Raw genomic sequence first — 23,280 nt, forward strand, 5'->3', positions numbered from 1 at the left:
TTTCAGCCAACAACAAGACAAACAAGAATTTATATGCGGCGAATCAGTTCCCACCAACCCATAGCAACTACCGGCGGCATGATTTTACAGAATAGTCGATGTACAAAACAGACCGGTCCCGGAGTGGATACCCATAGTCCGAGTTTGTTATCAAGCAAGGCAAGACGTACCACAGATTTTGTTTTGGAAGCCAGTGGAAAGTGATGTACCGCGTGAGCCGCTTTCGGATTGTCAGTATGTTTTGCAACACTGATAAATTCGGTATCTTTGATCCAGTAGGGGCAGACTGCTGTCACATAAATTTGTTTTCCAATCAGTTCCCAGCGAAGCGCCTGGCTGTACCGTAGCAGAAAAGCTTTGGATGCGGCATATACATTAAGTCCCTGCATCGGCTGAAAGCCTGCTGTAGAACAGATTTGTAAAATGCGGGAGCCTTTGGTAAAGTGCGGCATACAAATTGCAGTCATATGCACGGCTGCTTTACAGTTCAGATCGATCATATGGGTTAATTCTTCCGGCTGCAATGTGAATGGTCCGCCAATTTTGGCAAGTCCGGCAGCGTTGATCAGATATTTGACGGTTGGCACCTCAATCTCCAGTTTATCCTGAAAATCTTTCATTTGTTCCTTATCTGTAATGTCCATTGGCATGGCAGCACCAACGCAGATTCCAGTGGCAGATATTTCCTGTGCCAGAGTAAGCAATGGTTCTTTTCGTCTTGCGAGCAGCCAGATTTCATCAATTTCAGCAGCATAGTTGTGACAGAGCTGTAAAGCAAATTCACGTCCGAGACCACTGGAAGCACCAGTGATAATTGCAATGTTCATATATATTAAATCCTCCGGATTATTTCCAAAATGTGTTTTTTTACTATCAAAAAAGGTAAACTCCACATTGCCTAAAGCCAGTGGAATTGCGGTAGCCTTATTTTAAGATAGAAATTCTGATAAAACTTCTTTTATATTATAACAAATGTGGATACGGTGCAAGTTATTGCAGTATAAACATGAGAGAAGATACCATGAAAAATCAGGGTTACATACAGATCAAACTATGATAAGATGATGGGGTGAGAATTACAGAAAGTGAAGAGGACGTATTTATGAATAAAAAATATAAATGCATCAACAGTTTTATACTGAAGATGATTGCCATTATAACAATGGTTATTGATCATGTGGGTGCAGTGCTGTTCCCAATGAATATGATGTTCCGTTATATTGGAAGAATATCATTTCCATTGTTTGTCTTTTTGCTTGTGGAAGGAAGTATTCATACCAGAAAAATTCGAAAATACGAATTGAGGATGTTTTTATTTGCTCTCATTTCAGAAATTCCGTTTGATCTGGCTTTTTCGAACGAAATCGTCAATATTCATTCACAGAATGTATTCTGGACACTGGGTATTGGACTGGTGATGCTGGATCTGATTCAGAATGGGGCATTTTATATAAAACAGCATAGAAGTGATCTGATACAGGAAGCCTGGATAGAAAGTCAGCCAATTCCGATAATCTGGCAGTTCATTGTAGTAGCTGTTTGTAGTTGCGTGGCACAGGTATTGCAGACAGATTACGGTGCTGGTGGTATTCTGCTGATTTATCTTGTCTGGATGACACATGAAAATGTACCTGCACAGGCGGTTTCATTTGCTGTTATCGCCATACTGTTTTTTGGTGTGGTCGAGCTTCCGGGTGTGATTGCCTTTTTGCCGATTCTTTTGTATAATGGGAAGAAAGGACCGTCTGCAAAATATATATTTTATGCATTTTATCCGGTGCATCTGTTTCTTTTGCATCTGATACAGGTGAGTACATTTTTTATAGTGAGATAACTACGGGAGGCATGTTTTTGAAATTCTGGAAACATTTAAAGACAATCAATCATCATAAAATGCTGGTCATGAAAGGCTGCTTTCGGGTAGGTCTGTATAAACAGGGGTTGCTGCATGATCTGTCAAAATATATGCCGTCGGAGTTCCTGGTTGGCTGCAAATATTATCAGGGAGATGTCAGTCCAAACAATGCAGAAAGAGAGGACAGGGGCTATTCTTCCGCATGGCTTCATCATAAAGGACGCAACAAACATCATATGGAATACTGGATTGATTATGGAATGCCATCGGAACCGGCGATGGTAGGAATGCGTATGCCGGATAACTATGTGGTAGAAATGTTTATTGATCGTATGTCTGCTTCAAAAAATTATCAGAAGGAAAAATATACGGACCGGAGTGCGCTGGAATACTATCTGCGGGGGAAAAATCGGCATATCATGCATCCGGAAGTGCGGGAACTGTTGGAAAAACTGTTGTATATGCTGGCGGATGAGGGGGAGGATGCTACCTTTGATTATATTCGCAGAGAAGTATTGCATAATAAGAAGTAAAAAAGACAAATAATGAGTGACGAATGTTGATCATGAACAAGTAGCGAAAGCGGATTGCGAATGTCCGTTTTACCACGATATTATATAAGCAAAATGCCGGAAGGTATGTGTAAGTTTTATCTCAGCCGAAGTTTTTACGACTGAGACAGAAGTTGTTGCATATCTTCCGGCAGTTTTGCGTTTATGGTTAATGTTTCTCCGGTGATCGGATGCGTAAAAGTCAGGGATGCGCAGTGCAGTGCCTGACGGCTTATGGAGTGATCTTCCGGATGATACAGAAAATCACCGAGAAGCGGATGCCCGATATGTTTCATATGCACACGGATCTGATGAGTGCGTCCGGTTTCCGGTTTGACTCGAACCAGAGAAATCTGTCCGTTGGTCCACTCTCGGGTAAAATGTGTCACGGCAGAGTCGCCTTTTTCGAAATCCACGCATCGTTCAATGACAGAGTCTGCGGCACGACAGATTGGCGCATTAATCGTGCCGTGTTCTGGAGTAACACCGTCACAAAGTGCCAGATATTCCTTCTGAATCAGTTTCTGCTGCATTGCTTTGGACAGGACAGAAGCGGAAAGCATGTGTTTTGCCAGAAGTGTGACACCGGTGGTATCCCGGTCCAGCCGTGTGATACAGCGGAAGGTATAGGGAATCCGCTGCGTGGCATAATACCACAGCACGCCATTTGCCAGCGTCTGTTCATAATGATTCATAGAAGGATGAATTGGCATATTTGCCGGTTTGTCAATGACCAGAATGTCCTCATCTTCATACAAAATGGAGAGTGACATTTTATTTGGCACGATATGGTCGGAGCCTTCGTTTTCTTCTATGTGGATGTGAAGCAGATCTCCGGCGTGGAGCGGTTCATTCACATAACTCCAGATACCGTTTTTTAAAATACTTTCCGGTGTTTTTTTCAAATGTACGATTAAGTTGGAAGAGTAGCCATGCTCCTTTAAAAATGAAAGGATACTGTCAGCTTCCTGGGTGATTTTATAATCTAAATTTCGAATCATAATACACTACAACACATAATAAGACCGTCCTCTACAACCTGGTTCCATACTTCGGCTGCCTGTGCAGCATTCTGTGTCTGATAAGGTATGATCTGTATATTCATAAAAAGTTCCTCCTGATTCAATTTCGTAGGTTTTGAGTGTATATATTGTAAAAATGATATCAATAATAATCGGAATAAGACATCAGATATGATTATATATTGTTATCGGTAACTTGACAATTTTTTTATGAAATAAAATAATTTTATATCGTATATATTCAGATGAAAAATAATGGTACAATGACATAAGAATAGGTGAGCACGTGAATGGAAATAATACTATATTTTAGCAAGCATAGAACGGAGAATAAGAATGTATTTTAAATATGGGGAAACAGAACTGGAGTATTTGAAACAAAAGGACAAGAAACTGGCGGAAGTGATGGAAGAGATTGGGATGATTGAACGAGAGGTCGATACGGATCTTTTTTCTTCCGTGGTACATCACATTATCGGACAGCAGATTTCTACGAAAGCGCAGGAGACGATATGGCGGCGAATGAAGGATGATCTTGGTGTTATTGACGCGGAGACGATTCTGGAAGCAGGGATTCCGAAACTTCAGGCGTATGGAATGACGTTTCGGAAGGCGGAATATCTGACTGATTTCGCAGAAAAAATAAGAAGTGGGGCATTTGATCTGGATGCTGTGTGGCAGATGTCAGACCAGGAGGCAATTGAAGCATTATCGTCATTGAATGGAATCGGTGTGTGGACAGCGGAAATGATTTTACTGTTCTGTATGCAGCGGCCGGATGTGTTTAGTTACGGTGATCTGGCGATTTTGCGGGGACTTCGCATGGTATATCATCACAGAAAAATTGATAAAAAGCTGTTTGAAAAGTATCGCAGACGATTTTCACCGTACTGCAGTGTGGCAAGTCTGTATCTGTGGGCTGTGTCAGGAGGTGCTATTCCGGGTATGAAGGATTATGCACCAAAAACAATAAAGAGTAAGACGGCAGAAAAGAAAGTGAAATAAAAATGCCATTCGGAATTATATTAAAGTAAAAAAGAATAACTGTATTGTAAGAGAAAGATGGAAAAGGGTACGAGGTAGAGACATGGAATACATACATCACTATCATTCACCATTGGGTGGCATCACTGTGGCAAGTGACGGCGAAGTATTGACAGGTTTGTGGTTTGACGGACAGAAATATTTTGCTGTGACTTTGGCAAAGGAGCATGAAGAAAAAATACTGCCGGTATTTGAAGAGACAGACCGTTGGCTGGACATTTATTTTCAGGGAAAAGAGCCGGATTTTCTTCCACCGGTGTCTTTTGCTAGTGGCTCTGAATTCCGGCAGGAAGTGTGGAAAATTCTTCTGTCGATTCCCTATGGAAAAACCATGACTTACGGAGAAATTGCGGCATGTATCGCAAAAAAGCGGGGACTTACCCGGATGTCAGCACAGGCAGTGGGCGGTGCGGTTGGTCATAATCCGATATCTATTATCGTGCCATGCCACAGAGTGGTGGGAACGGATGGAAGTCTGACCGGTTATGCAGGTGGTATTGATAAAAAAATAAAATTATTAGAATATGAACATATGGATGTGGAGCAGTTTTATGTGCCGAAAAAGGGAACCATTTGCAAAAACAAAACCATTGGGTGAAAAAGTGACGCCGCGTGTGTTTGCATAAAGAAGCAATGAAATATTAAGTAGAGGCAGATACAGGTAATAATGAGAAAAAGAACTGGAACTGTGACAGAAATTGTCGGTGCCGGTTCTTTTTTTCGTATTTTTTTGATAAAATTTGTAATGAATTGTATTCTGATGCGTCTTATTAGTAAAAATAGATTTAGAGGAGGCATATCAGAATGAAAAATAGTTATGAAAAATGAGAGGCAGGCGTGGAAATGGAAGATATTGATACCATATCCAGATATTATAAAATTGTGTTTGGATATGTGTTTTCACTTTGTGGAAACCGCGAACTTACAGAAGATATCGTGCAGGATACGTTTGTAAAGGCAATCCTGCATGAAAAATGCTTTCGAGGCGACTGTAAAATGGAATCCTGGCTCTGCCAGATTGCAAAAAATATATATTACTCTTATCTGAGAAAGAAAAAAGGGCAGGAACCGGCAGAACGCGAATGTGCGGAACATGATTTTGTACATAAACTGGAGGAAAAAGATACGGCGAAAGCTGTGTTAAAGGTTCTGCATGAACTGCCGGAACCGTACAGAGAGGTGTTCTATTTGCATGTGTTTGGTGAAGTTGCTCTTGTGGAAATTGCGGAACTGTTTGGGAAATCACCAAGCTGGGCGGGGGTTACTTATTACAGGGCAAAACAGAAAATCAGTGATAATTTGAACGCAGAATAAGCATTCCCCCGTTTCAAGTGCGTAGAGCACTAAGCGGTGGGTAAGGGGGATGCTTATGTCAGTGGGAGTTAAAAGCTCCCACTGACAGGTCGCAAAGCGACTGCGTTCATGAGCAAGTAGCGAAAGCGGATTGCGAATGTCCGCTTTATGGAGGATGGTTATGAATAACATTAGTTGTGATGTGATACAGGATTTGATGCCGGTTTATATTGAACATATGTGCAGCACAGAGAGTCGGAAGCTGGTAGAAGCGCACATGGCGGAATGTGAGGGCTGCAGGCAGGTTTTCCGTGCTTATACAGACGAAACAATTGTAAGAGAAGTGTCTCGCACAGAAGCGCATGCAGAAGGTAAGGAAAACGAATTTCATCAGATTTTGAAAAATGTGGAAAATAAAGTGATAAAACGTGTTGCAGTGATTGCAGTCATCATTGTCTCTTTTGCAGCAGCTATTGGCATTATAAATTTTGTGCCGGTCTTTCCTGCCAGTTACGAAGATGCAATTGTGCATGTTACTGCTTCAGAAGAAAAAGACAGGATCGATATTGACACTGCACAAGTTCGTCTGCATGAGGATGTGGTTGACGATTCCATTGTTTTGACAGGAAGATACAGTCTGGCAGCCAGACGCAGCTATGAAAAAAGTGGACAGAGATACCGCTATGAAAAATCTCTGGAAAATAAAAAAATCAGCAGGGTGATTTACAGAGGCACAGATGGCACGGAGACGGTTTTATGGGAAAAATAGAGAACAAAGAATATCCGGTGAAATTTGCCGGGAAAGCTGTTTTCAGATAACTTCAGAGCCAATCTTAAAATAGATCAGGATATGCTATATTGATGATGGTTTCCTGTCTGTTTGTAGTAAAATCATAGGACAGATGATTGCAGAAGAGGCGCTTATTTATGGTGTGAATATCGTTCTGGGACCGGAAGTAACTATCAAACGAAATCCGTTGTGGCAGAAATTCTAAATTGGTGTATAATAAAGATAATTTAAAGAAGGGGGTTACCAGAGATGAAGTTTTTTATTGACACTGCAAATGTAGAAGATATTAAAAGGGCGAATGATATGGGGGTAATCTGTGGTGTTACAACAAATCCGTCACTGATCGCAAAGGAAGGCCGTGATTTTAATGAGGTGATCAAAGAAATCACATCCATCGTGGACGGACCGATTTCCGGAGAGGTAAAAGCTACAACTGTGGATGCAGAAGGAATGATCAGAGAAGGACGCGAGATTGCAGCAATCCATCCGAATATGGTCGTAAAAATCCCGATGACTGTCGAAGGTCTGAAAGCCGTCAAAGTACTTTCATCAGAAGGAATCAAGACGAATGTAACACTGATTTTTACCGCAAACCAGGCACTTTTGGCAGCAGAGGCAGGTGCGACCTATGTATCTCCGTTTCTTGGCAGACTGGATGACATCAATCAACCAGGCATCGAATTGGTACGTACGATCGCAGAGATTTTTGCTGTCTATGGTTATGAGACAGAAATTATTGCGGCATCTGTAAGAAATCCGATTCATGTAACTGACTGTGCACTGGCAGGTGCTGATATAGCGACAGTACCTTACAAGGTCATTGAGCAGATGACAAAACATCCACTGACAGATCAGGGAATCGAAAAGTTCCAGGCGGATTATAAAGCAGTATTTGGGGAATGATTTGGAGAAGAAAAAGAAGTGTCAAAGTTCTGACCATTCAGAAATTAATATCCAGATAAAAAACGGGAATCAGAAAACGGGACGTTTCTGGTTCCTGTTTTTTTGGGAGAAATATGCCAAGACTTTCCTGAATGTTGTAAGGGACGAAAAATCACACAGATTTTCAGACACGGGAAGAGCCTGACGGACATAGAATAATAGAAAGGCCGCACACGGAGGTGCCGATTTGAAATCATTTCAATCGCCGCTGAGTACGTTGGAAGAAAAGCAGTATCTGGAGCAGCTGAAAAACGGAAGCGAGCAGGCAAAATCGGTATTGATCGAGCGGAATTTGCGGCTTGTGGCACACATTGCGCGGAAATATCAGGGCACGCAGGAGGACATGGAGGATCTGATCTCCATCGGAACTGTCGGACTGATCAAGGCAGTTTCTACTTATAATTTGGAAAAAGGCAGCCGTCTTGGAACCTATGCTGCCCGTTGTATCGAAAATGAACTGCTGATGTATTTTCGCAGCAAAAAGAAGACTGCCAGGGATGTGTCGCTCTATGAGCCGATCGGAACAGATAAGGAGGGCAACCAGATCAAATTACTGGATATCGTGGAGAGCGGTGAACCGGAACTGTGGGAACGTGTGGTGGAAAAGAAAAACATTCTGCGATTATATGAATTGGTATCGAAGGTGCTGGATGAGCGGGAAAATTGGATCATCCGGCGGCGATACGGTCTATATAATACAAAGCCTGTAACGCAGCGGGAAATAGCCAACAGTCTTGGTATTTCTCGCTCCTATGTCAGCCGGATTGAGAAGAAAGCGCTGGAAAAATTGCGGCAGGCGTTTTTATCATAGACAGATTCCTGTGGATATGTTAGAGTAAACTTGTCTTTTAATCTTACTTTTTACTTTTTTTCGGCAGTCGCCGGATTTTTTCCGTATACGAAAAGAGGAAAAATGAATATATGTATAGTGTAATTAAAACAGCAGTAGTCTGTGGCTTTGAATCACTTCCGGTTCAGGTAGAAACGGATGTCAGTGACGGTATGCCTTCTTTTGATATGGTGGGATTTCTGACATCCGAGGTAAAAGAAGCCAGAGAGCGGGTGCGCACAGCACTGAAAAATGCAGGATTTCGTTTGCCGGCAAAAAAGATTACCATCAATCTGACACCGGCAGATGTGCGAAAATCCGGCACGGGATGTGATCTGCCGATGGCAGCATCTGTTCTGGCAGCATTCGGGTTTTTGGATGAGCACATTTTAAGTAGTTATCTGCTGCTTGGAGAAGTTGGACTAAACGGTAGTATTCTACCGACGAAAGGGGTACTGTCAGCGGCAGTTCTGGCACAGAAAGAAGGCATGCAAGGCATTGTGGTGCCATGGGAGAATGCCAGGGAAGCAGCAATCCTGGATACTGTAAAAGTGATTCCGGTGAAAAATTTAAAAGAGTTTGTGCAGATTTGTCAGCAGGAATTGCCGGAAACCTGCTTTTACCGGGAACAGCAGGATTTCTGGAAGACAGAATATGATGTGGATTTTGCAGAATTGCGAGGACAGCCGATGCTGCGTCGTGCCTGTGAAATTGCTGTGGGCGGGATGCATAATTTGTTGATGATGGGACCACCGGGTTCCGGTAAGACCATGGCAGCAAAGAGGATTCCTACGATTCTTCCGGAACTGAGCCGGGAAGAAAAGCTGGAATTATCTCAGATTTATTCTCTTTGCGGGCTGTTGGATCAGGAACGCATCATCCAAAATGAACGTCCCTTTCGCAGTCCACATCATACGGTGACGGCACAGGCACTGGTGGGCGGTGGAAAGCAGCCCCATCCCGGAGAAATCAGTCTGGCGCATCATGGTATTTTGTTTCTGGATGAACTGGCAGAGTTTAAGCCGGGAATTCTGGATGTATTGAGGGAACCGCTGGAGGAGAAGAAAGTACATATTTCCCGGGTGGGAGGCAGTTTTGTGTATCCGGCAGATTTTATGCTTGTGGCATCGACGAATCCGTGTCCCTGTGGATTTTATCCCAATTTAAATCGTTGCAACTGCAGACCGCAGGCAATCAAAAATTATATTGGGCGTATTTCGCAGGCATTTTTAAACCGTATGGATCTGTGTGTGGAAACGGAAGAAGTCCGGTATACCACGATGAAGGATATGCGGGAGGAGGAAAGCAGTGCAGTGATCCGTGCCCGGGTGAAGCGGGTACATGAAATTCAACGAGAACGATTCCGGGGAAGACGCTATCGGTTTAACAGCCAGATGAATATGGAAGATCTGGAAAAATATTGTGTACTGGATGCAGAATCTGCGGAGCGGATGCAGGAGAAGTATGAGGAATACCATTTAAGTGCCCGTACCTATGGAAAAATTCTGAAAACCGCCCGTACCATTGCGGATCTGGCAGGAGCTGAGCATATTCAGTGGGGACATCTGGAAGAGGCTTTTGTATTCCGGAATCCAGACAAGAATTACTGGAGGAGGGACTGAAAATGCATGAATTAATGAATACGACAAAGGAAGTTTTCGGAAAAATAGAAAAGAATGGAGAACAGGGACAGGCAGCAAAGAATCAGGCGCAAGAGAACTTGAAATATGATTTCTGGCTGGCGTCTTTGCTGTATATCGACAGCAGGAAACGTATCCGGGTCAGGGAAATGTGTGGCAGTGCACAGGCCGTCTACGAATTAAAAGAAGAGACTTTGAAAAATATGTACCTTTTTACTGATACAGAGCTTCAATATCTGCTGGAAAGCCGGAAGAAGGATTTGAATCGTATCTGGGAGTGTTTTCTGGCAAAAAATATGCGGCTGATTCCCTATAGCAGCAGGGCGTATCCGGACAAGCTGACACACATCGCGCAGCCACCATACGCGATCTTCTGCAAAGGTGCTATGCCGGATGCCCGGAAGAGTGTGGGGATTGTGGGCGCACGTATGTGCTCAGAGTACGGAAGGAGCATTGCAACGAAGCTGGGAAAACTGCTGGCAGATAAAGATGTGCAGGTCATCAGTGGCATGGCACTTGGCATTGACAGTGCTTCCCACGCGGGGGCATTGCAGGGAAAGGGCAGTACCTTTGCGGTGCTTGGGTGTGGTTGTGATGTGTGTTATCCGAAAAATGCCCGGAATTTGTATGAAAATATTCAGAGTTCGGGCGGAGGAATTCTGTCAGAATATCCGCCGGGGACGGAACCGATGCCTTACCGGTTTCCGGAGCGAAACCGGATTATCAGTGCCCTGTCAGACTGTCTGGTAGTCGTGGAGGCGAAGAAAAAGAGCGGTTCCCTGATCACTGCAGATGCAGCATTGGAGCAGGGCAAGGATGTCTATGCGGTGCCGGGGCGGTTCGGAGATGCCCTGAGTGAAGGTTGTAACGCATTGATCGGGCAAGGGGCAGGAATCATTTATGATTTGGACATTTTTCTTGAAAATTTGGGATATTTGCCTGAAAAAGAAGCAGAAACGACAAAAATAAAAAATATTTCTCTTGCGAAAACGGAACAGTTGGTGTATTGTTGTCTTGATTTACATCCAAAACATATCAACTATATTATAGAAGAAACAGGTTTGGACCTGCTTACTGTGCTGCGAGATCTTGGTAACTTGAAGCGGTACAGGTTGGTGCAGGAGACCTTTCAAAACTATTTTAGTAAAAGTATATAATTATTAAGAACATAGAGGTTAAAGAGGGATAAATATGGCGAAGTATTTAGTGATCGTGGAGTCTCCGGCAAAGGTTAAGACAATCAAGAAATTTCTTGGAAAAAATTATGAGGTGGCAGCATCCAACGGACATGTGCGGGATCTGCCGAAAAGTCAGCTTGGATTTGATGTGGAAAATGACTTTGAACCGAAATATATTACCATCCGTGGAAAAGGAGATATTCTGGCAAATCTGCGAAAAGAAGTGAAAAAAGCAGAAAAAGTGTATCTCGCAACTGACCCGGACCGTGAGGGTGAGGCAATTTCCTGGCATCTGGCAAGCGCATTGAAATTGGGGGACAAAGATGCGAAACGTATTACATTTAATGAGATTACAAAGAATGCGGTAAAAGCTTCCCTGAAGAATCCCCGCGAGATCGATATGAATCTGGTGGATGCACAGCAGGCGCGTCGTGTACTGGATCGTATGGTTGGTTACAAGATCAGTCCAGTACTTTGGGCAAAAGTAAAACGAGGCTTAAGCGCGGGACGTGTACAGTCTGTAGCATTGCGTATCATCTGTGACCGTGAAGAAGAGATTAATGCGTTTATTCCGGAAGAATACTGGACGATTGATGTGACATTAAATGTAAAAGGTGAGAAAAAACCGCTGGTTGCAAAATTCTATGGTGATGAAAACGGAAAAATCCAGATCCACAATCAGTCGGAGCTGGATGCAATTTTAAAAGAGATTGAGTCTTGTGAGTACAAAGTACTGGAAGTGAAAAAAGGTGAACGCACCAAAAAGCCGCCGCTTCCGTTCCGGACAAGTACCTTGCAGCAGGAAGCGAGTAAGCATCTGAATTTTTCTACTCAGAAAACGATGCGTCTGGCGCAGCAATTGTACGAGGGTGTGGATATCAAAGGCAGCGGAACTGTGGGACTCATTACTTATCTGCGTACCGATTCCACTCGTGTATCTGAGGAGGCTGAGGCAGCAGCGTCTGAGTACATTAGTGCAAATTATGGTGCCGATTATGTGGGTGGCAGCGTAGATACAAAGAAAAACACTGCAAAAATCCAGGATGCCCATGAAGCAATCCGTCCAACGGATCTGAACCGTTCTCCGGCCATAGTCAAGGATTCTCTGAGCAGAGATCTGTTCCGGCTGTATCAGCTGATCTGGAACCGTTTTGCGGCAAGTTGTATGACACCGGCAGTATATGAGACGACATCTGTTACCATCGGTGCTGGAAAATACCGGTTTCATGTGTCTGCGTCCAAAGTAAAATTTGATGGTTTTATGTCTGTGTATAGTCTGGATGAAGAAAAATCCGACCGTGTATTTTTATCCAAATCACTGGATGAGACCTCAGAGCTGACCGAAGAAGAAATTGAGCCGAAGCAGCATTTTACGCAGCCACCGGCACATTTCACGGAAGCATCTCTTGTAAAGACGCTGGAGGAACTTGGTATCGGCCGTCCGAGTACCTATGCACCGACGATCACGACCATCCTTGGCAGAAGATATATCGTAAAAGAAAATAAGAACCTCTATGTATCTGAACTTGGAGAAGTTGTCAATAATATCATGAAGGAGGCTTTCCCGGAAATTGTGGATGAGCGCTTTACAGCAAATATGGAGTCCCTGCTGGATAAAGTAGAGGAGGGAACCGTAGACTGGAAAATGATCATCCGGAACTTCTACCCGGATCTGGATGCGGCAGTCAAGGCAGCAGAGGCAGAACTGGAGAAAGTTAAAATCGAGGATGAGGTGACAGATGTGGTCTGCGAACAGTGTGGACGTCACATGGTCATTAAATACGGACCACATGGCAGATTCCTTGCCTGCCCAGGCTTCCCGGAGTGTCGTAATACAAAACCATATTTTGAGAAGATAGGTGTAGCCTGCCCGAAATGTGGAAAAGATATTGTTCTGAAAAAGACGAAAAAAGGCAGAAAATATTACGGATGCGAGAACAATCCGGATTGCGATTTCATGTCCTGGCAGAAACCGTCCAAAGTTCCATGTCCGCAGTGTGGTGGTTACATGGTAGAAAAGGGAAACAAGCTGGTGTGCGCAGATGAGCAATGTGGCTATGTTATGGAAAAACCAGAGACTTCTGAGGAATAGAACGAAGTATAGATGTGCAGTGATGCTGAGAAGAGTATGCCAGCTTACGCTGACCAGAATCACGCACCAAGTCTCACGTGCGTTCGACTTGAATCTGGTCAAAATCACATGCCTGATTTCACGTCCATTCGACTGAAAGAAAAATAAATGTATAAAGTGCATGAAAAAATTGCTTTTTTTAAAATTTCTTGTATAATTTGAAAAAATCTGACAGATTTAAATAAAATTTGTTGAATTTACAGAAAAATAGTGCTAAGATATGGCTGTTAATTATCTTAGTACTATTTTTTGCTGTAAAATCGGCATAACTGATAAAGAATATATGGAGGAAGCTATGAGCAGCGTACAGTTATTAGACAAAACAAGAAAAATCGGAAAACTGCTTCATAATAACAATTCGTCTAAGGTTGTTTTTAATGACATTTGTGATGTTATGACAGATATCCTTGCATCCAACGTACTGGTAATCAGTAAAAAAGGAAAAGTTCTGGGAACAGGTCTTCGTCCGGAAGTAGTAGAGATTACAGAACTTCTGGCAGATCAGGTGGGAAATTATATCGATGCATCTTTAAATGAACGGTTACTTGGTATCCTTTCTACAAAAGAAAATGTAAATCTGGAGACACTTGGATTTACGATGGATAGTGGAAACGGCTATGCGGCAACCATAGCACCGATTGATATTGCAGGAGAACGTCTCGGTACATTATTTGTATATCGTCAGAATGCACAGTTTGACATTGATGATATTATCCTGTGCGAATATGGCACCACAGTCGTAGGTTTGGAGATGATGCGTTCCGTAAATGAAGAGAATGAGGAAGAGACCAGAAAAAAACAGATTGTAAAATCTGCACTGAGCACACTTTCTTACTCAGAACTGGATGCCATCGAGCATATTTTTGATGAACTGGAAGGTCGTGAGGGTATCCTGGTAGCCAGCAAGATCGCTGACCGTGTAGGTATCACACGTTCCGTTATTGTCAATGCACTGCGGAAGTTTGAAAGTGCCGGTGTTATTGAATCACGTTCTTCCGGAATGAAAGGAACCTACATTAAAGTATTAAATGATGCGGTGTTTGAAGAATTAGACAATCTCAAGACAAAAAATGATTAAAAATATCTTGAAGCGTATCTATAAGTATGTTATACTGAATCGGTCTGAGAAAAGCCACAGGATTTTTTGCGTGCTTTTTTGAGATAAATACTATATTAATCACATATGCGGACTAACCGGGATGGTGCCCACAGGGTGAACCGGCGGGTGAGATGCATATGGAAGAAACAAAACCATGGAGGTAAAAAAATGAGCGTTATTTCAATGAAACAGTTACTGGAAGCAGGTGTACATTTCGGACACCAGACAAGAAGATGGAACCCTAAAATGGCTCCGTACATCTACACAGAGAGAAATGGTATCTACATCATCGACTTACAGAAATCTGTAGGTAAAGTTGACGAAGCTTACAATGCAGTAGCAGATATCGTTGCAGAAGGTGGTACAATCCTTTTTGTTGGTACAAAGAAACAGGCACAGGATGCTATCCAGGCAGAAGCTGAGCGTTGTGGAATGTACTATGTAAACGAGAGATGGTTAGGTGGTATGCTCACAAACTTCAAAACAATCCAGAGCCGTATCGCAAGACTGAAAGCAATCGAGAAAATGTCTGAGGATGGAACATTTGATGTTCTGCCGAAAAAAGAAGTTATCAACATCAAAAAAGAGTGGGATAAACTTGAGAAAAACCTTGGCGGTATCAAAGAGATGGACAGAATCCCGGATGCTATCTTCGTTGTAGATCCGAAAAAAGAGAGAATCTGTGTTCAGGAAGCTCATACACTGGGAATTCCGCTGATCGGTATCGCAGATACAAACTGTGATCCGGAAGAGTTAGATTATGTAATCCCGGGTAACGATGATGCTATCAGAGCCGTAAAACTGATCGTTTCTAAAATGGCAGATGCTGTTATCGAAGCAAAACAGGGTACAGTAGAAACTGATGAGGAAGTTTTCGAAGAGGCTGAAGGAACAGAGGAGTAATCTGTAGATTTGCGGGAAACCGCATCACTATGAATGAAATCGGAGGAATAAAACCATGGCAATTACAGCATCAATGGTAAAAGAATTAAGAGAGATGACCGGTGCAGGTATGATGGACTGCAAGAAGGCTCTTACAGAGACAAATGGTGATATGGATGCAGCTGTTGAGTTCTTAAGAAAGAACGGACAGGCAAAAGCTGAGAAAAAAGCTGGACGTATCGCAGCAGAAGGTCTTGTACGTGTCGCTATGGATGGTGACAACACAGCAGCAATCGTAGAGGTTAACTCTGAGACAGATTTCGTTGCTAAAAATGATACATTCCAGGAGTATGTAGAAGCTGTTGCAGCTCAGGCTGTTGCATCTGATGCAGCTGATATGGATGCATTTATGGCAGAAGCATGGAATGCAGATTCTTCCAAAACTGTAAAAGATGCTCTTGTAGAGAAAATTGCAGTTATCGGTGAGAACCTGAACATTCGTAGATTCCAGAAAGAGACACAGGAGAACGGATGCATCGTTTCTTATATTCACGGTGGCGGACGTATCGGTGTTCTTGTAAAAGCTGAGACAGCAGTTGTAAACGACGCTGTAAAAGAAGCTCTTACAAACGTAGCAATGCAGGTTGCAGCTCTTGCTCCGAAATATGTTTCTTCTGAGGATGTAAGCGAAGAGTACAAAGAGCATGAGAAAGCTATCCTTCTTGCTCAGGCTAAAAACGAGAACCCGGACAAACCGGAAAATATCATTGAGAAAATGATCATCGGACGTCTGAACAAAGAGCTGAAAGAAGTTTGCTTAATGGAGCAGGCTTACGTTAAAGCAGAGGATGGAAAACAGACTGTTGCTAAATACTTACAGCAGGTTTCCAAAGAAGTTGGAGCTGATATCAAAATCACAGGTTTTGTACGTTTCGAGACAGGTGAAGGTCTTGAGAAGAAAAGCGAAGACTTTGCAGCTGAAGTGGCAGCACAGATGAACGCATAATCAAAGATTGTGTTAAATTTCTGAAATGATAATAACCCTTACGAATGGTGGTGACACTGTTTGTAAGGGTTATTTTTATAGAAACTTAAGGAAAAAAGACTGGTGGAGATATTAAGCAGAAAGGAAAACAAATGAGAAAAGCAATTGTATATGTATCTGTACATCATGGAAATACAGAAAAATTAGTAAAGGGCATAGCAGAAGAGTGCCAGATCGATTTGATAGATGCTGTAAACCAGCCAGATGCAGATCTGAGCAGTTATGATATGATCGGGTTTGCATCAGGAATCTATTTTTCAAAATTTCATCAGTTGATATTGGAGTTTGCAGAGAAAAATCTACCGGATGAGAAAAAGATATTTCTGCTCTGTACGTATGGTGGAAGTGCGAATTATAAATCCATAGAGCAGATTTTGGACAAGAAGCGTTCTAAAGTGATAGGAAAATTCGGATGCAAGGGTTATGACACATTTGGTCCATTTAAACTGGTGGGTGGAATTGCAAAAGGGCATCCAGATGAAGATGATATAAAAAATGCAGTTGAGTTTGTAACAAGATTATAAATGGTTACACAAAAAAGAAATTATAAAAAATGCGGAGGAATAGGGTATGAAAAAAAACAACATTTAATGGAAAAGGATTTTTTTGCATAAAATGAGAAAGAATATGTATATAAAAATGCGATTTTTATCTGTTCTTTTTGAAAGTTTTGTATTATAATTGTACGGATAAAAGGCGGGGTTGAGTATGAAGCGAAACTATACGACAAGTATAATACAAAGAGGAATTTGTCTTTTTCTGCTTGTACCACTGATCCTTGGAATTTCAATTAGTGAGATGCGTGCATCCACACAGGCATTGTACCGTGCATGGGATCTGAATGTATACAGTATGGAGAACATGGCATGGGAATATGAAGTGCTGGAGAATAAGGAAGAACGGGAAGAAAAAGATAAATTAGAATATTATGTGAGTGAAGTGCAGAGCTTGAATCATACCTATGGATTTGAAGGCAGTGATGATTTTGTACTTCTGCCACAGAGAGAGAAAAGTATCGAACGTGTGCATATGCTTTGCCAAATGAAGAAAGATCTTGCGTTGCTTGGAATGCCGGAAACGGAACTGAACCATGTGATTTGTCTGGATGATGAGAGTATGGATATATCTCTGCCACGGGCAGATGAATATCAGGTATGGTATGCGGAAGCAGATATCGGGCAGACAGAAGTAGTTCCGATTTCGGATACGGAAAATGCCACAATGCTGCACACAGGATATATTATAAATAAAAATATGAAAAAAGGTTATCCACTGAGGGAGAATCTGGAATCTTCAGGGGATCATATAAGCATTAACAATGAGAACCTCTATCTGATGTAAGGGAATTGATTGCGAATGAACGCTTTGCGCTGAGCAGTACAAAAAGCTGCTGAACTGAAATCAGATAGGATGGGATTGGCTAAACAAATTGTGATTGATTAGATTTTAAGTATAGGACTGGAGGTATCATCAATGGATTTGGGCAATTCAATTTCATTGTTATTTTGCATTCCATTTTTAGGAATGCTGCTTAGTATCGCGGTTTTTCCACTGGTAAAACCAGCCTGGTGGGAAAGAAATCAGAAATATGCAGTTATAGCTTGGTCACTGTTGTTTTTGATTCCGTTTGCTATTCGCTATGGCTTTGGCGTAATGAGTGAGCAATTGCTGGAAGTAATTGTAGGTGACTATTTTACATTTATTGTGTTGTTGTTTGGATTATTTTGTGTATCCGGCAATATTACTATTGAAGGAGAGCTGCGTGGATCACCAAAGGTAAACGTGATCTTGCTTCTGATCGGTACACTGTTATCCAGCTGGATTGGTACGACGGGTGCCAGCATGGTTATGATTCGTCCGCTGATCCGTGCAAATAAATGGCGTTCCAGAAAGACGCAGGTCGTTGTGTTCTTTATTTTCCTGGTATCCAATATCGGAGGATGTCTGACACCGGTAGGAGATCCGCCATTGCTGATGGGATTTATGCGTAATGTTCCATTCTTCTGGAGCCTGCGTCTGATTCCAATTATGATTTTAAATGTTGTGATCCTGCTTGTGATCTTCTATATTCTGGATTCCAGGGCTTACCGTAAGGATCTGGCGGAAGGTATTGTACCGGAAGTAGCAAAAGGTGAGAAAGAGGCAATCCGTGTCGTAGGTGCACACAATATTATTTTCCTGGCAGCAATTGTAGTAGCTGTTATTTTAAGTGGTATACTTCCATCTACAAAAGTATTTGGAGGAGGAATCCACATATTCGGAGAAGTAAAACTTACCTATGCGGCTATCATAGAGGTTGTGATTATTCTGGCAGCAGCCTTCCTTTCTTTCAAGACAACAAATAAAAGTGTAAGAGAGGACAACCATTTTTCCTGGGGTGCTATTCAGGAAGTGGCAGTGCTGTTTATTGGTATTTTTATTACGATGATCCCGGCACTTCTGATTTTGAAAGCAAAAGGTGCAGAGCTTGGTCTGACCGAACCGTGGCAGATGTTCTGGGTAACCGGTGCCATGTCCAGTTTTCTGGATAATACACCGACATATCTGGTATTTCTTACCACTGCAGGAACGCTGGGTGCAACTGCAGGTCTGCAGACGAGTGTTGGTATCGTACCGCAGATTATGCTGGAGGCAATCTCCTGTGGCGCGGTATTTATGGGAGCCAATACATATATCGGTAACGCGCCGAATTTCATGGTAAAATCTATTGCGGAGGAAAACGGTATCCGCATGCCGTCCTTTTTTGGATATATGACCTGGTCGTTGCGGTTCCTGATACCAGTATTTATTATTGATATGTTAATATTTTTCTTGTAAGGATAAATGCCTTGCATATCACAGATTCTGATGAAATTTGTAAAAAGAATCTGTGATATGCAGGGCATATTTACTTACAGAGTAAAAAAGTAGGAATTAATTTTGAAAAAAATATTGACATCAGCGTGGTAACGTGCTACCATGTCAAAAAACAAATGACAGAGAATAAAGTCAAAGAACAAAAGGAGTACCTTTATGGCACTGCTTTACAGAGAGTCGGTGATGGTGAGATTCCGGCAGGTAAGTATAAAGGGAATGGATTTGTGAGATGCAAAGCGAACACAGGTGGCTGTAAGTAGCGGATGCCGTGTCCTCACGTTACAGGGGAAAGATATCGAAGAGATTCCGTATCGGATTGAGGTTGTGCAGAGCACAATGAATAAAGGGTGGCACCACGAAACGTATATTCGTCCCTGGCTGTGAGAATTCACGGCCAGGGTTTTTTTGATTTAAAATCAGAAAAGAGAAAAGGTTCGTAATCATTCCTTTGGATATCCACGGAAAGTGTTACAGGATAGAAAGGACTGGAAAAAATGAAGCGTACATTGAGAGTTTACAAAAAAACCGTCAGTATTGTAAATGAAACTGCAATTGGCATGTATCAGAATCTTGTGGGAAATAAAGTTGGATTCCTGTTGGAAAGCTATGATAAAAATTATGACCGTTATACGTTTATGGGAGCGGAACCGGAGGAACTGATTTCTTCCGAGGGACAGTCCCTGGTGATTACCAGAGCGGATGGCAGCAGAGAAGTTTGGAAAGGAAATCCGCTGAATCAGCTGAAAGCATATTACAGTGAATTTGAGATAAAAAATGATCATGCGGAGCTGAATTTCTCCGGTGGACTGGTGGGACAGCTTGGTTATGATTTTATCCGATATACAGAAGTCCTTCCGGACGATAATCCGGATGAAATCGGCATTGAGACCATTCAGATGATGCTGATGACAAAGTTCCTGATGATCGATCATGTGGCAGAGACTATGACAGCCGTGGTGCTGAGATCCGATGATGAAGATGGAAAACGGCAAGCGCTGGAAGAGGCAGAAAACATGATCCGGGAAGCCAGAAAAAACAGAGGTCAGGCCAGTGCATTTCGGTTTCAGCGGGACGGCAGGATCATACGCCAGTCAGATACGCTGGAAGAATACAGTGCAAAAGTTGAAAAAATCAAACACTATATCCGGGAAGGGCACATTTTTCAGACAGTATTATCCCAGAGATGGACACTGGAGACAAAGCAGAGCGGATTTGATCTGTACCGGGAACTGCGGGAACTGAATCCATCTCCGTATCTGTACTACTTTAATTTCGGATCCTTTGAAGTCATCGGAAGTTCTCCGGAAATGATCGTGAAGCAGCAGGGAAAACGGGTATATACCTGCCCGATTGCCGGAACAAGACCGAGAGGAAAAACAAAAGATGAAGACAAACGTCTGACGGATGAACTGTTAGCAGATGAAAAAGAAAAAGCGGAACATGTCATGTTGGTGGATCTGGCGAGAAATGATATGGGACGGGTCAGCGAGTTTGGAAGCGTTAAAGTGACAGATTTTATGAAAATTCAGTATTACTCTCATGTGATGCATATTGTATCTTTGGTGGAGGGGCGAAAAAAAGGAACGTATCATCCATTTGATCTGGTGGCATCCTTTCTTCCGGCAGGAACATTAAGCGGAGCCCCGAAGATTCGTGCCATGGAGATCATTGATGAACTGGAGACAGTACGCAGAGGCCTGTACGGCGGAGCCACCGGATATGTGGACTTCTCCGGGGACATGGATTTCTGTATCACGATCCGGACAATGATTAAAAAAGGAGAAAACGTATATCTTCAGGCCGGCGCCGGGATTGTTGCAGATTCCGTTCCGGAAAAGGAATATCAGGAGTGTTGTAACAAAGCTATGGCATTGGCAAAAACACTGGTAGCGGAGGAAATATTATGATTTTACTGATCGATAATTACGATTCATTTACATACAACTTATATCAATATATGGGAATCTTTCGGGAGGATATTGAGGTGGTTCGAAACGATAAGATCACCATTGAGGAAATCTGCAAGATGGCACCGGAGAAGATTGTACTTTCACCGGGACCGAAAAGCCCAAAGGAAGCCGGTATCTGCCTGGATGTGGTGAAGGAGTTTTATGACAAGATTCCAATCCTTGGCATCTGTCTCGGACACCAGACCATCGGTGAGGCACTGGGGGGAACCGTTACTTATGCAAAACAGCTGTATCATGGAAAGCAGTCTCTGATCCATCACACCGGAACCGGAATTTTTGACGGAATCGAGTCTCCAATCCGGGTAGCCAGATATCATTCTCTGGCGGTGTCCGCAGACAATCTTCCGGATTGCCTGGAAGTGCTGGCCACCACAGAGGACGGAGAAATAATGGCCATGCAGCATAAAAAATATCCGGTGATCGGATTACAGTTCCATCCGGAGTCCGTGTATACCGAACACGGAAAACGCATGATGGAAAACTTTTTGTCACAGTTTACCTCAGTCGAGAAGAATGAGAAATGAGCTGATCGCATAGTGACAAATGGTGCGAGTGAGTTGTGAAGGTGTGTAGAGGAGTAAAAAAGATGATATTAGATAAAATTGTGGAAGATAAAAAAATACGGTTGGTGGAACATAAATCCCGTATTTCAATGACGGAGATGCGGAAGATGGCAGAAAAGTGTGAGGCACATCCGGCAAGTTTTTATGAGGGTCTTGCAAAACCGGGAATCTCCATTATCGGAGAATTCAAAAAGGCTTCACCAAGTCTCGGGAATATCAACAGTCAGATTGATCTGACAAAACGGATCGACGAATATAATGCATCTGTAGACTGTATATCTTGTCTGACAGAAGAGGACCACTTTCTTGGAACTGTGCATTATCTGAAAGAAATCCGGGAAATTTCACCACTTCCGATATTACGGAAGGATTTTATGATCGATGAATATCAGTTTTATGAGGCAAAAGTGATTGGTGCCAATGCAATTCTTCTGATTACCGGAATTTTGGATGATGTGCAGATGAAAGATTTTTATCAGCTGACCACGGAACTGGGACTGGATGCCCTGTTTGAAGCTCATACGGAAGAACAAATGGATAGGGCATTAAATTGCGGAGCGAAGATTGTCGGTGTCAACAACCGGGATCTCAGAGATTTCACAATTAAACTTGATACTACAAAGCGTCTGAGCAAGATGGTTCCGGATGACCGCATTTTTGTAGCAGAGAGCGGTATCGTATCAGATGAGGATGTGAAATATCTGAAAGAATGCCGTGTGGATGCATTTTTGATCGGACGTGCATTTATGGAAGCCGCTAATCCACAGGAACTGGCAAAACACTGGAAAGCACTGTAATGGAACGAAAAAGCGACTGCATTCATGAGCAAGTAGCGAAAGCGGATTGCAAATGTCCGCTTTACAACAGATTGTAAATCAAAAGTTACAGAAAGTGTGAAGAGATGACGAAAGTAAAAATATGCGGTCTGAGCAGACCGGAGGACATCGAAGCAGTCAATGCATACGGTGCTGATTATGCGGGAATTGTTTTTTTTGAAAAAAGCAAACGAAATGTCAGCTATGAAAAAGCAGAGATGCTAATAAAAGAATTGAAGAAAAATCCGAAGATCCAGTCAGTTGCGGTGTGTGTCAGCCCATCCCAAGACGAAGTAGGAAAATTCAATGATATGGGATTTGATTTGATCCAGATTCACGGGGCCATCCCGGCGGATTGTCAGTCAGACGGAGGTCTGGCATTGTGGCAGGCAGTGAATATCGCAGGAAGTACAGAGGAAAATGCAGATGAGCTGTTTGTACAGTCATCCAATATCCGGGGGTATGTGGTAGACGGAGCAGAATACGGATCCGGCAAAACTTTCGGATGGGAAGCAGAAGAACAGACATTTGTGTTTCCTGAAAAACTGAAAATACAAAACCGTCAGTTTATTCTGGCAGGCGGTCTGAATATAGAAAATGTGCAAAACGGAATCCGGATGTTGCATCCGGATGTGGTGGATGTCAGCAGTGGCGTGGAACGAAACGGAGTTAAAGATGCAGATTTGATCCGCAAATTCATTTCCGCCGTGAAGCATTGTTGAGACATTGCTTTAATAAGATTTGGAGAGCAGGTAGTGAAAGCGGATTGCGAATG

Annotated in this window: 23 protein-coding genes and 1 other annotated feature; of the genes, 21 read left to right on the plus strand and 2 right to left on the minus strand. The window is 42.7% G+C overall.

The window, feature by feature from the left end:
• Positions 1-29 precede the first annotated feature (29 nt).
• Positions 30-827 carry an SDR family NAD(P)-dependent oxidoreductase gene (locus HMPREF0373_RS12330; RefSeq protein WP_044964327.1) on the minus strand — a complete coding sequence of 266 codons (798 nt, stop codon included), beginning with the start codon at positions 825-827 and terminating at the stop codon, positions 30-32.
• A gap of 275 nt (positions 828-1,102) precedes the next feature.
• Between HMPREF0373_RS12330 and HMPREF0373_RS12335 the strand changes: the two genes are divergently transcribed.
• Together HMPREF0373_RS12335 and HMPREF0373_RS12340 are read left to right on the plus strand one after the other, a co-directional pair.
• Positions 1,103-1,834 (plus strand): TraX family protein, encoded by a 732-nt coding sequence (locus HMPREF0373_RS12335; RefSeq protein ID WP_044964328.1) that lies wholly within the window; start codon positions 1,103-1,105, stop codon positions 1,832-1,834.
• A gap of 17 nt (positions 1,835-1,851) precedes the next feature.
• Complete coding sequence (locus HMPREF0373_RS12340) at positions 1,852-2,388, plus strand: DUF5662 family protein (RefSeq protein WP_022035430.1); 537 nt, start codon at positions 1,852-1,854, stop codon at positions 2,386-2,388.
• A gap of 134 nt (positions 2,389-2,522) precedes the next feature.
• On the opposite strand, the gene HMPREF0373_RS12345 is transcribed toward HMPREF0373_RS12340, so the two are convergent.
• Positions 2,523-3,407: an RluA family pseudouridine synthase gene (locus HMPREF0373_RS12345; protein ID WP_021740073.1), complete on the minus strand. Its 885-nt coding sequence runs from the start codon at positions 3,405-3,407 to the stop codon at positions 2,523-2,525.
• Between the two features lie 357 nt (positions 3,408-3,764).
• Here HMPREF0373_RS12345 and HMPREF0373_RS12350 point away from each other — a divergent pair, with 357 nt between their 5' ends.
• The 19 genes from HMPREF0373_RS12350 to HMPREF0373_RS12445 all read left to right on the plus strand — a co-directional run bounded on the left by HMPREF0373_RS12350 (position 3,765) and on the right by HMPREF0373_RS12445 (position 23,227).
• A complete protein-coding gene (locus tag HMPREF0373_RS12350) occupies positions 3,765-4,433 on the plus strand; it encodes a DNA-3-methyladenine glycosylase family protein (protein WP_021740075.1) in 669 nt (222 codons plus the stop codon).
• 82 nt (positions 4,434-4,515) lie between these two features.
• Positions 4,516-5,070 carry a methylated-DNA--[protein]-cysteine S-methyltransferase gene (locus HMPREF0373_RS12355; protein WP_021740076.1) on the plus strand — a complete coding sequence of 185 codons (555 nt, stop codon included), beginning with the start codon at positions 4,516-4,518 and terminating at the stop codon, positions 5,068-5,070.
• 245 nt (positions 5,071-5,315) lie between these two features.
• Positions 5,316-5,786 (plus strand): RNA polymerase sigma factor, encoded by a 471-nt coding sequence (locus HMPREF0373_RS12360; protein ID WP_021740078.1) that lies wholly within the window; start codon positions 5,316-5,318, stop codon positions 5,784-5,786.
• A 160-nt stretch (positions 5,787-5,946) separates the two neighbouring features.
• Entirely contained in the window at positions 5,947-6,534 is a 588-nt protein-coding gene (locus HMPREF0373_RS12365; protein ID WP_022035407.1) for a zf-HC2 domain-containing protein, read from the plus strand.
• Between the two features lie 270 nt (positions 6,535-6,804).
• Positions 6,805-7,458: a fructose-6-phosphate aldolase gene (gene fsa, locus HMPREF0373_RS12370; RefSeq protein ID WP_021740080.1), complete on the plus strand. Its 654-nt coding sequence runs from the start codon at positions 6,805-6,807 to the stop codon at positions 7,456-7,458.
• A gap of 226 nt (positions 7,459-7,684) precedes the next feature.
• Positions 7,685-8,308: an RNA polymerase sporulation sigma factor SigK gene (sigK, locus tag HMPREF0373_RS12380; protein WP_022035405.1), complete on the plus strand. Its 624-nt coding sequence runs from the start codon at positions 7,685-7,687 to the stop codon at positions 8,306-8,308.
• Positions 8,309-8,418: 110 nt separating this feature from the next.
• Positions 8,419-9,948: a YifB family Mg chelatase-like AAA ATPase gene (locus tag HMPREF0373_RS12385; RefSeq protein ID WP_021740083.1), complete on the plus strand. Its 1,530-nt coding sequence runs from the start codon at positions 8,419-8,421 to the stop codon at positions 9,946-9,948.
• 2 nt (positions 9,949-9,950) lie between these two features.
• Complete coding sequence (gene dprA / locus HMPREF0373_RS12390) at positions 9,951-11,123, plus strand: DNA-processing protein DprA (RefSeq protein ID WP_021740084.1); 1,173 nt, start codon at positions 9,951-9,953, stop codon at positions 11,121-11,123.
• 34 nt (positions 11,124-11,157) lie between these two features.
• On the plus strand, positions 11,158-13,236 hold the full coding sequence (topA, locus tag HMPREF0373_RS12395) for a type I DNA topoisomerase (RefSeq protein WP_021740085.1): 2,079 nt from the start codon (positions 11,158-11,160) through the stop codon (positions 13,234-13,236).
• 334 nt (positions 13,237-13,570) lie between these two features.
• Positions 13,571-14,353, plus strand: a complete 783-nt coding sequence (gene codY / locus HMPREF0373_RS12400) for a GTP-sensing pleiotropic transcriptional regulator CodY (protein WP_044964334.1) — start codon at positions 13,571-13,573, stop codon at positions 14,351-14,353.
• 189 nt (positions 14,354-14,542) lie between these two features.
• Positions 14,543-15,277, plus strand: a complete 735-nt coding sequence (gene rpsB / locus HMPREF0373_RS12405) for a 30S ribosomal protein S2 (RefSeq protein ID WP_044964337.1) — start codon at positions 14,543-14,545, stop codon at positions 15,275-15,277.
• 55 nt (positions 15,278-15,332) lie between these two features.
• Positions 15,333-16,262, plus strand: a complete 930-nt coding sequence (tsf, locus tag HMPREF0373_RS12410) for a translation elongation factor Ts (protein WP_021740088.1) — start codon at positions 15,333-15,335, stop codon at positions 16,260-16,262.
• A gap of 131 nt (positions 16,263-16,393) precedes the next feature.
• On the plus strand, positions 16,394-16,825 hold the full coding sequence (locus tag HMPREF0373_RS12415; RefSeq protein WP_021740089.1) for a flavodoxin family protein: 432 nt from the start codon (positions 16,394-16,396) through the stop codon (positions 16,823-16,825).
• A 184-nt stretch (positions 16,826-17,009) separates the two neighbouring features.
• On the plus strand, positions 17,010-17,642 hold the full coding sequence (locus HMPREF0373_RS12420; RefSeq protein ID WP_021740090.1) for a hypothetical protein: 633 nt from the start codon (positions 17,010-17,012) through the stop codon (positions 17,640-17,642).
• A gap of 132 nt (positions 17,643-17,774) precedes the next feature.
• Positions 17,775-19,118: a sodium:proton antiporter gene (locus HMPREF0373_RS12425; protein WP_187118761.1), complete on the plus strand. Its 1,344-nt coding sequence runs from the start codon at positions 17,775-17,777 to the stop codon at positions 19,116-19,118.
• 165 nt (positions 19,119-19,283) lie between these two features.
• Positions 19,284-19,536: a binding site (T-box leader), on the plus strand.
• A 115-nt stretch (positions 19,537-19,651) separates the two neighbouring features.
• The gene (trpE, locus tag HMPREF0373_RS12430) at positions 19,652-21,064 is read left to right on the plus strand and encodes an anthranilate synthase component I (protein ID WP_021740094.1); all 1,413 of its coding nucleotides are present in this window, start codon (positions 19,652-19,654) and stop codon (positions 21,062-21,064) included.
• Positions 21,061-21,651 carry an anthranilate synthase component II gene (locus tag HMPREF0373_RS12435; protein WP_021740095.1) on the plus strand — a complete coding sequence of 197 codons (591 nt, stop codon included), beginning with the start codon at positions 21,061-21,063 and terminating at the stop codon, positions 21,649-21,651. The genes trpE and HMPREF0373_RS12435 overlap by 4 nt, the downstream gene beginning before the upstream one ends.
• Positions 21,652-21,713: 62 nt before the next feature.
• Positions 21,714-22,487: an indole-3-glycerol phosphate synthase TrpC gene (gene trpC / locus HMPREF0373_RS12440; protein WP_021740096.1), complete on the plus strand. Its 774-nt coding sequence runs from the start codon at positions 21,714-21,716 to the stop codon at positions 22,485-22,487.
• 104 nt (positions 22,488-22,591) lie between these two features.
• Positions 22,592-23,227: a phosphoribosylanthranilate isomerase gene (locus HMPREF0373_RS12445; protein ID WP_021740097.1), complete on the plus strand. Its 636-nt coding sequence runs from the start codon at positions 22,592-22,594 to the stop codon at positions 23,225-23,227.
• Positions 23,228-23,280: the final 53 nt, after the last annotated feature.

This window comes from Eubacterium ramulus ATCC 29099, from assembly GCF_000469345.1.
Taxonomy (GTDB): Bacteria; Bacillota; Clostridia; order Lachnospirales; family Lachnospiraceae; genus Eubacterium_I; species Eubacterium_I ramulus.

Coding starts and splice junctions, on each gene's coding strand:
- HMPREF0373_RS12425 (WP_187118761.1), top strand. CDS start 17,775: ATGGATTTGGGCAATTCAATTTCATTGTTATTTTGCATTCCATTTTTA.
- HMPREF0373_RS12435 (WP_021740095.1), top strand. CDS start 21,061: ATGATTTTACTGATCGATAATTACGATTCATTTACATACAACTTATAT.
- topA (WP_021740085.1), top strand. CDS start 11,158: ATGGCGAAGTATTTAGTGATCGTGGAGTCTCCGGCAAAGGTTAAGACA.
- HMPREF0373_RS12445 (WP_021740097.1), top strand. CDS start 22,592: ATGACGAAAGTAAAAATATGCGGTCTGAGCAGACCGGAGGACATCGAA.
- fsa (WP_021740080.1), top strand. CDS start 6,805: ATGAAGTTTTTTATTGACACTGCAAATGTAGAAGATATTAAAAGGGCG.
- trpC (WP_021740096.1), top strand. CDS start 21,714: ATGATATTAGATAAAATTGTGGAAGATAAAAAAATACGGTTGGTGGAA.
- HMPREF0373_RS12415 (WP_021740089.1), top strand. CDS start 16,394: ATGAGAAAAGCAATTGTATATGTATCTGTACATCATGGAAATACAGAA.
- HMPREF0373_RS12365 (WP_022035407.1), top strand. CDS start 5,947: ATGAATAACATTAGTTGTGATGTGATACAGGATTTGATGCCGGTTTAT.
- HMPREF0373_RS12355 (WP_021740076.1), top strand. CDS start 4,516: ATGGAATACATACATCACTATCATTCACCATTGGGTGGCATCACTGTG.
- HMPREF0373_RS12345 (WP_021740073.1), bottom strand. CDS start 3,407: ATGATTCGAAATTTAGATTATAAAATCACCCAGGAAGCTGACAGTATC.
- codY (WP_044964334.1), top strand. CDS start 13,571: ATGAGCAGCGTACAGTTATTAGACAAAACAAGAAAAATCGGAAAACTG.
- HMPREF0373_RS12335 (WP_044964328.1), top strand. CDS start 1,103: ATGAATAAAAAATATAAATGCATCAACAGTTTTATACTGAAGATGATT.
- HMPREF0373_RS12330 (WP_044964327.1), bottom strand. CDS start 827: ATGAACATTGCAATTATCACTGGTGCTTCCAGTGGTCTCGGACGTGAA.
- HMPREF0373_RS12350 (WP_021740075.1), top strand. CDS start 3,765: ATGTATTTTAAATATGGGGAAACAGAACTGGAGTATTTGAAACAAAAG.
- rpsB (WP_044964337.1), top strand. CDS start 14,543: ATGAGCGTTATTTCAATGAAACAGTTACTGGAAGCAGGTGTACATTTC.
- tsf (WP_021740088.1), top strand. CDS start 15,333: ATGGCAATTACAGCATCAATGGTAAAAGAATTAAGAGAGATGACCGGT.
- HMPREF0373_RS12420 (WP_021740090.1), top strand. CDS start 17,010: ATGAAGCGAAACTATACGACAAGTATAATACAAAGAGGAATTTGTCTT.
- dprA (WP_021740084.1), top strand. CDS start 9,951: ATGCATGAATTAATGAATACGACAAAGGAAGTTTTCGGAAAAATAGAA.
- HMPREF0373_RS12360 (WP_021740078.1), top strand. CDS start 5,316: ATGGAAGATATTGATACCATATCCAGATATTATAAAATTGTGTTTGGA.
- trpE (WP_021740094.1), top strand. CDS start 19,652: ATGAAGCGTACATTGAGAGTTTACAAAAAAACCGTCAGTATTGTAAAT.
- HMPREF0373_RS12385 (WP_021740083.1), top strand. CDS start 8,419: ATGTATAGTGTAATTAAAACAGCAGTAGTCTGTGGCTTTGAATCACTT.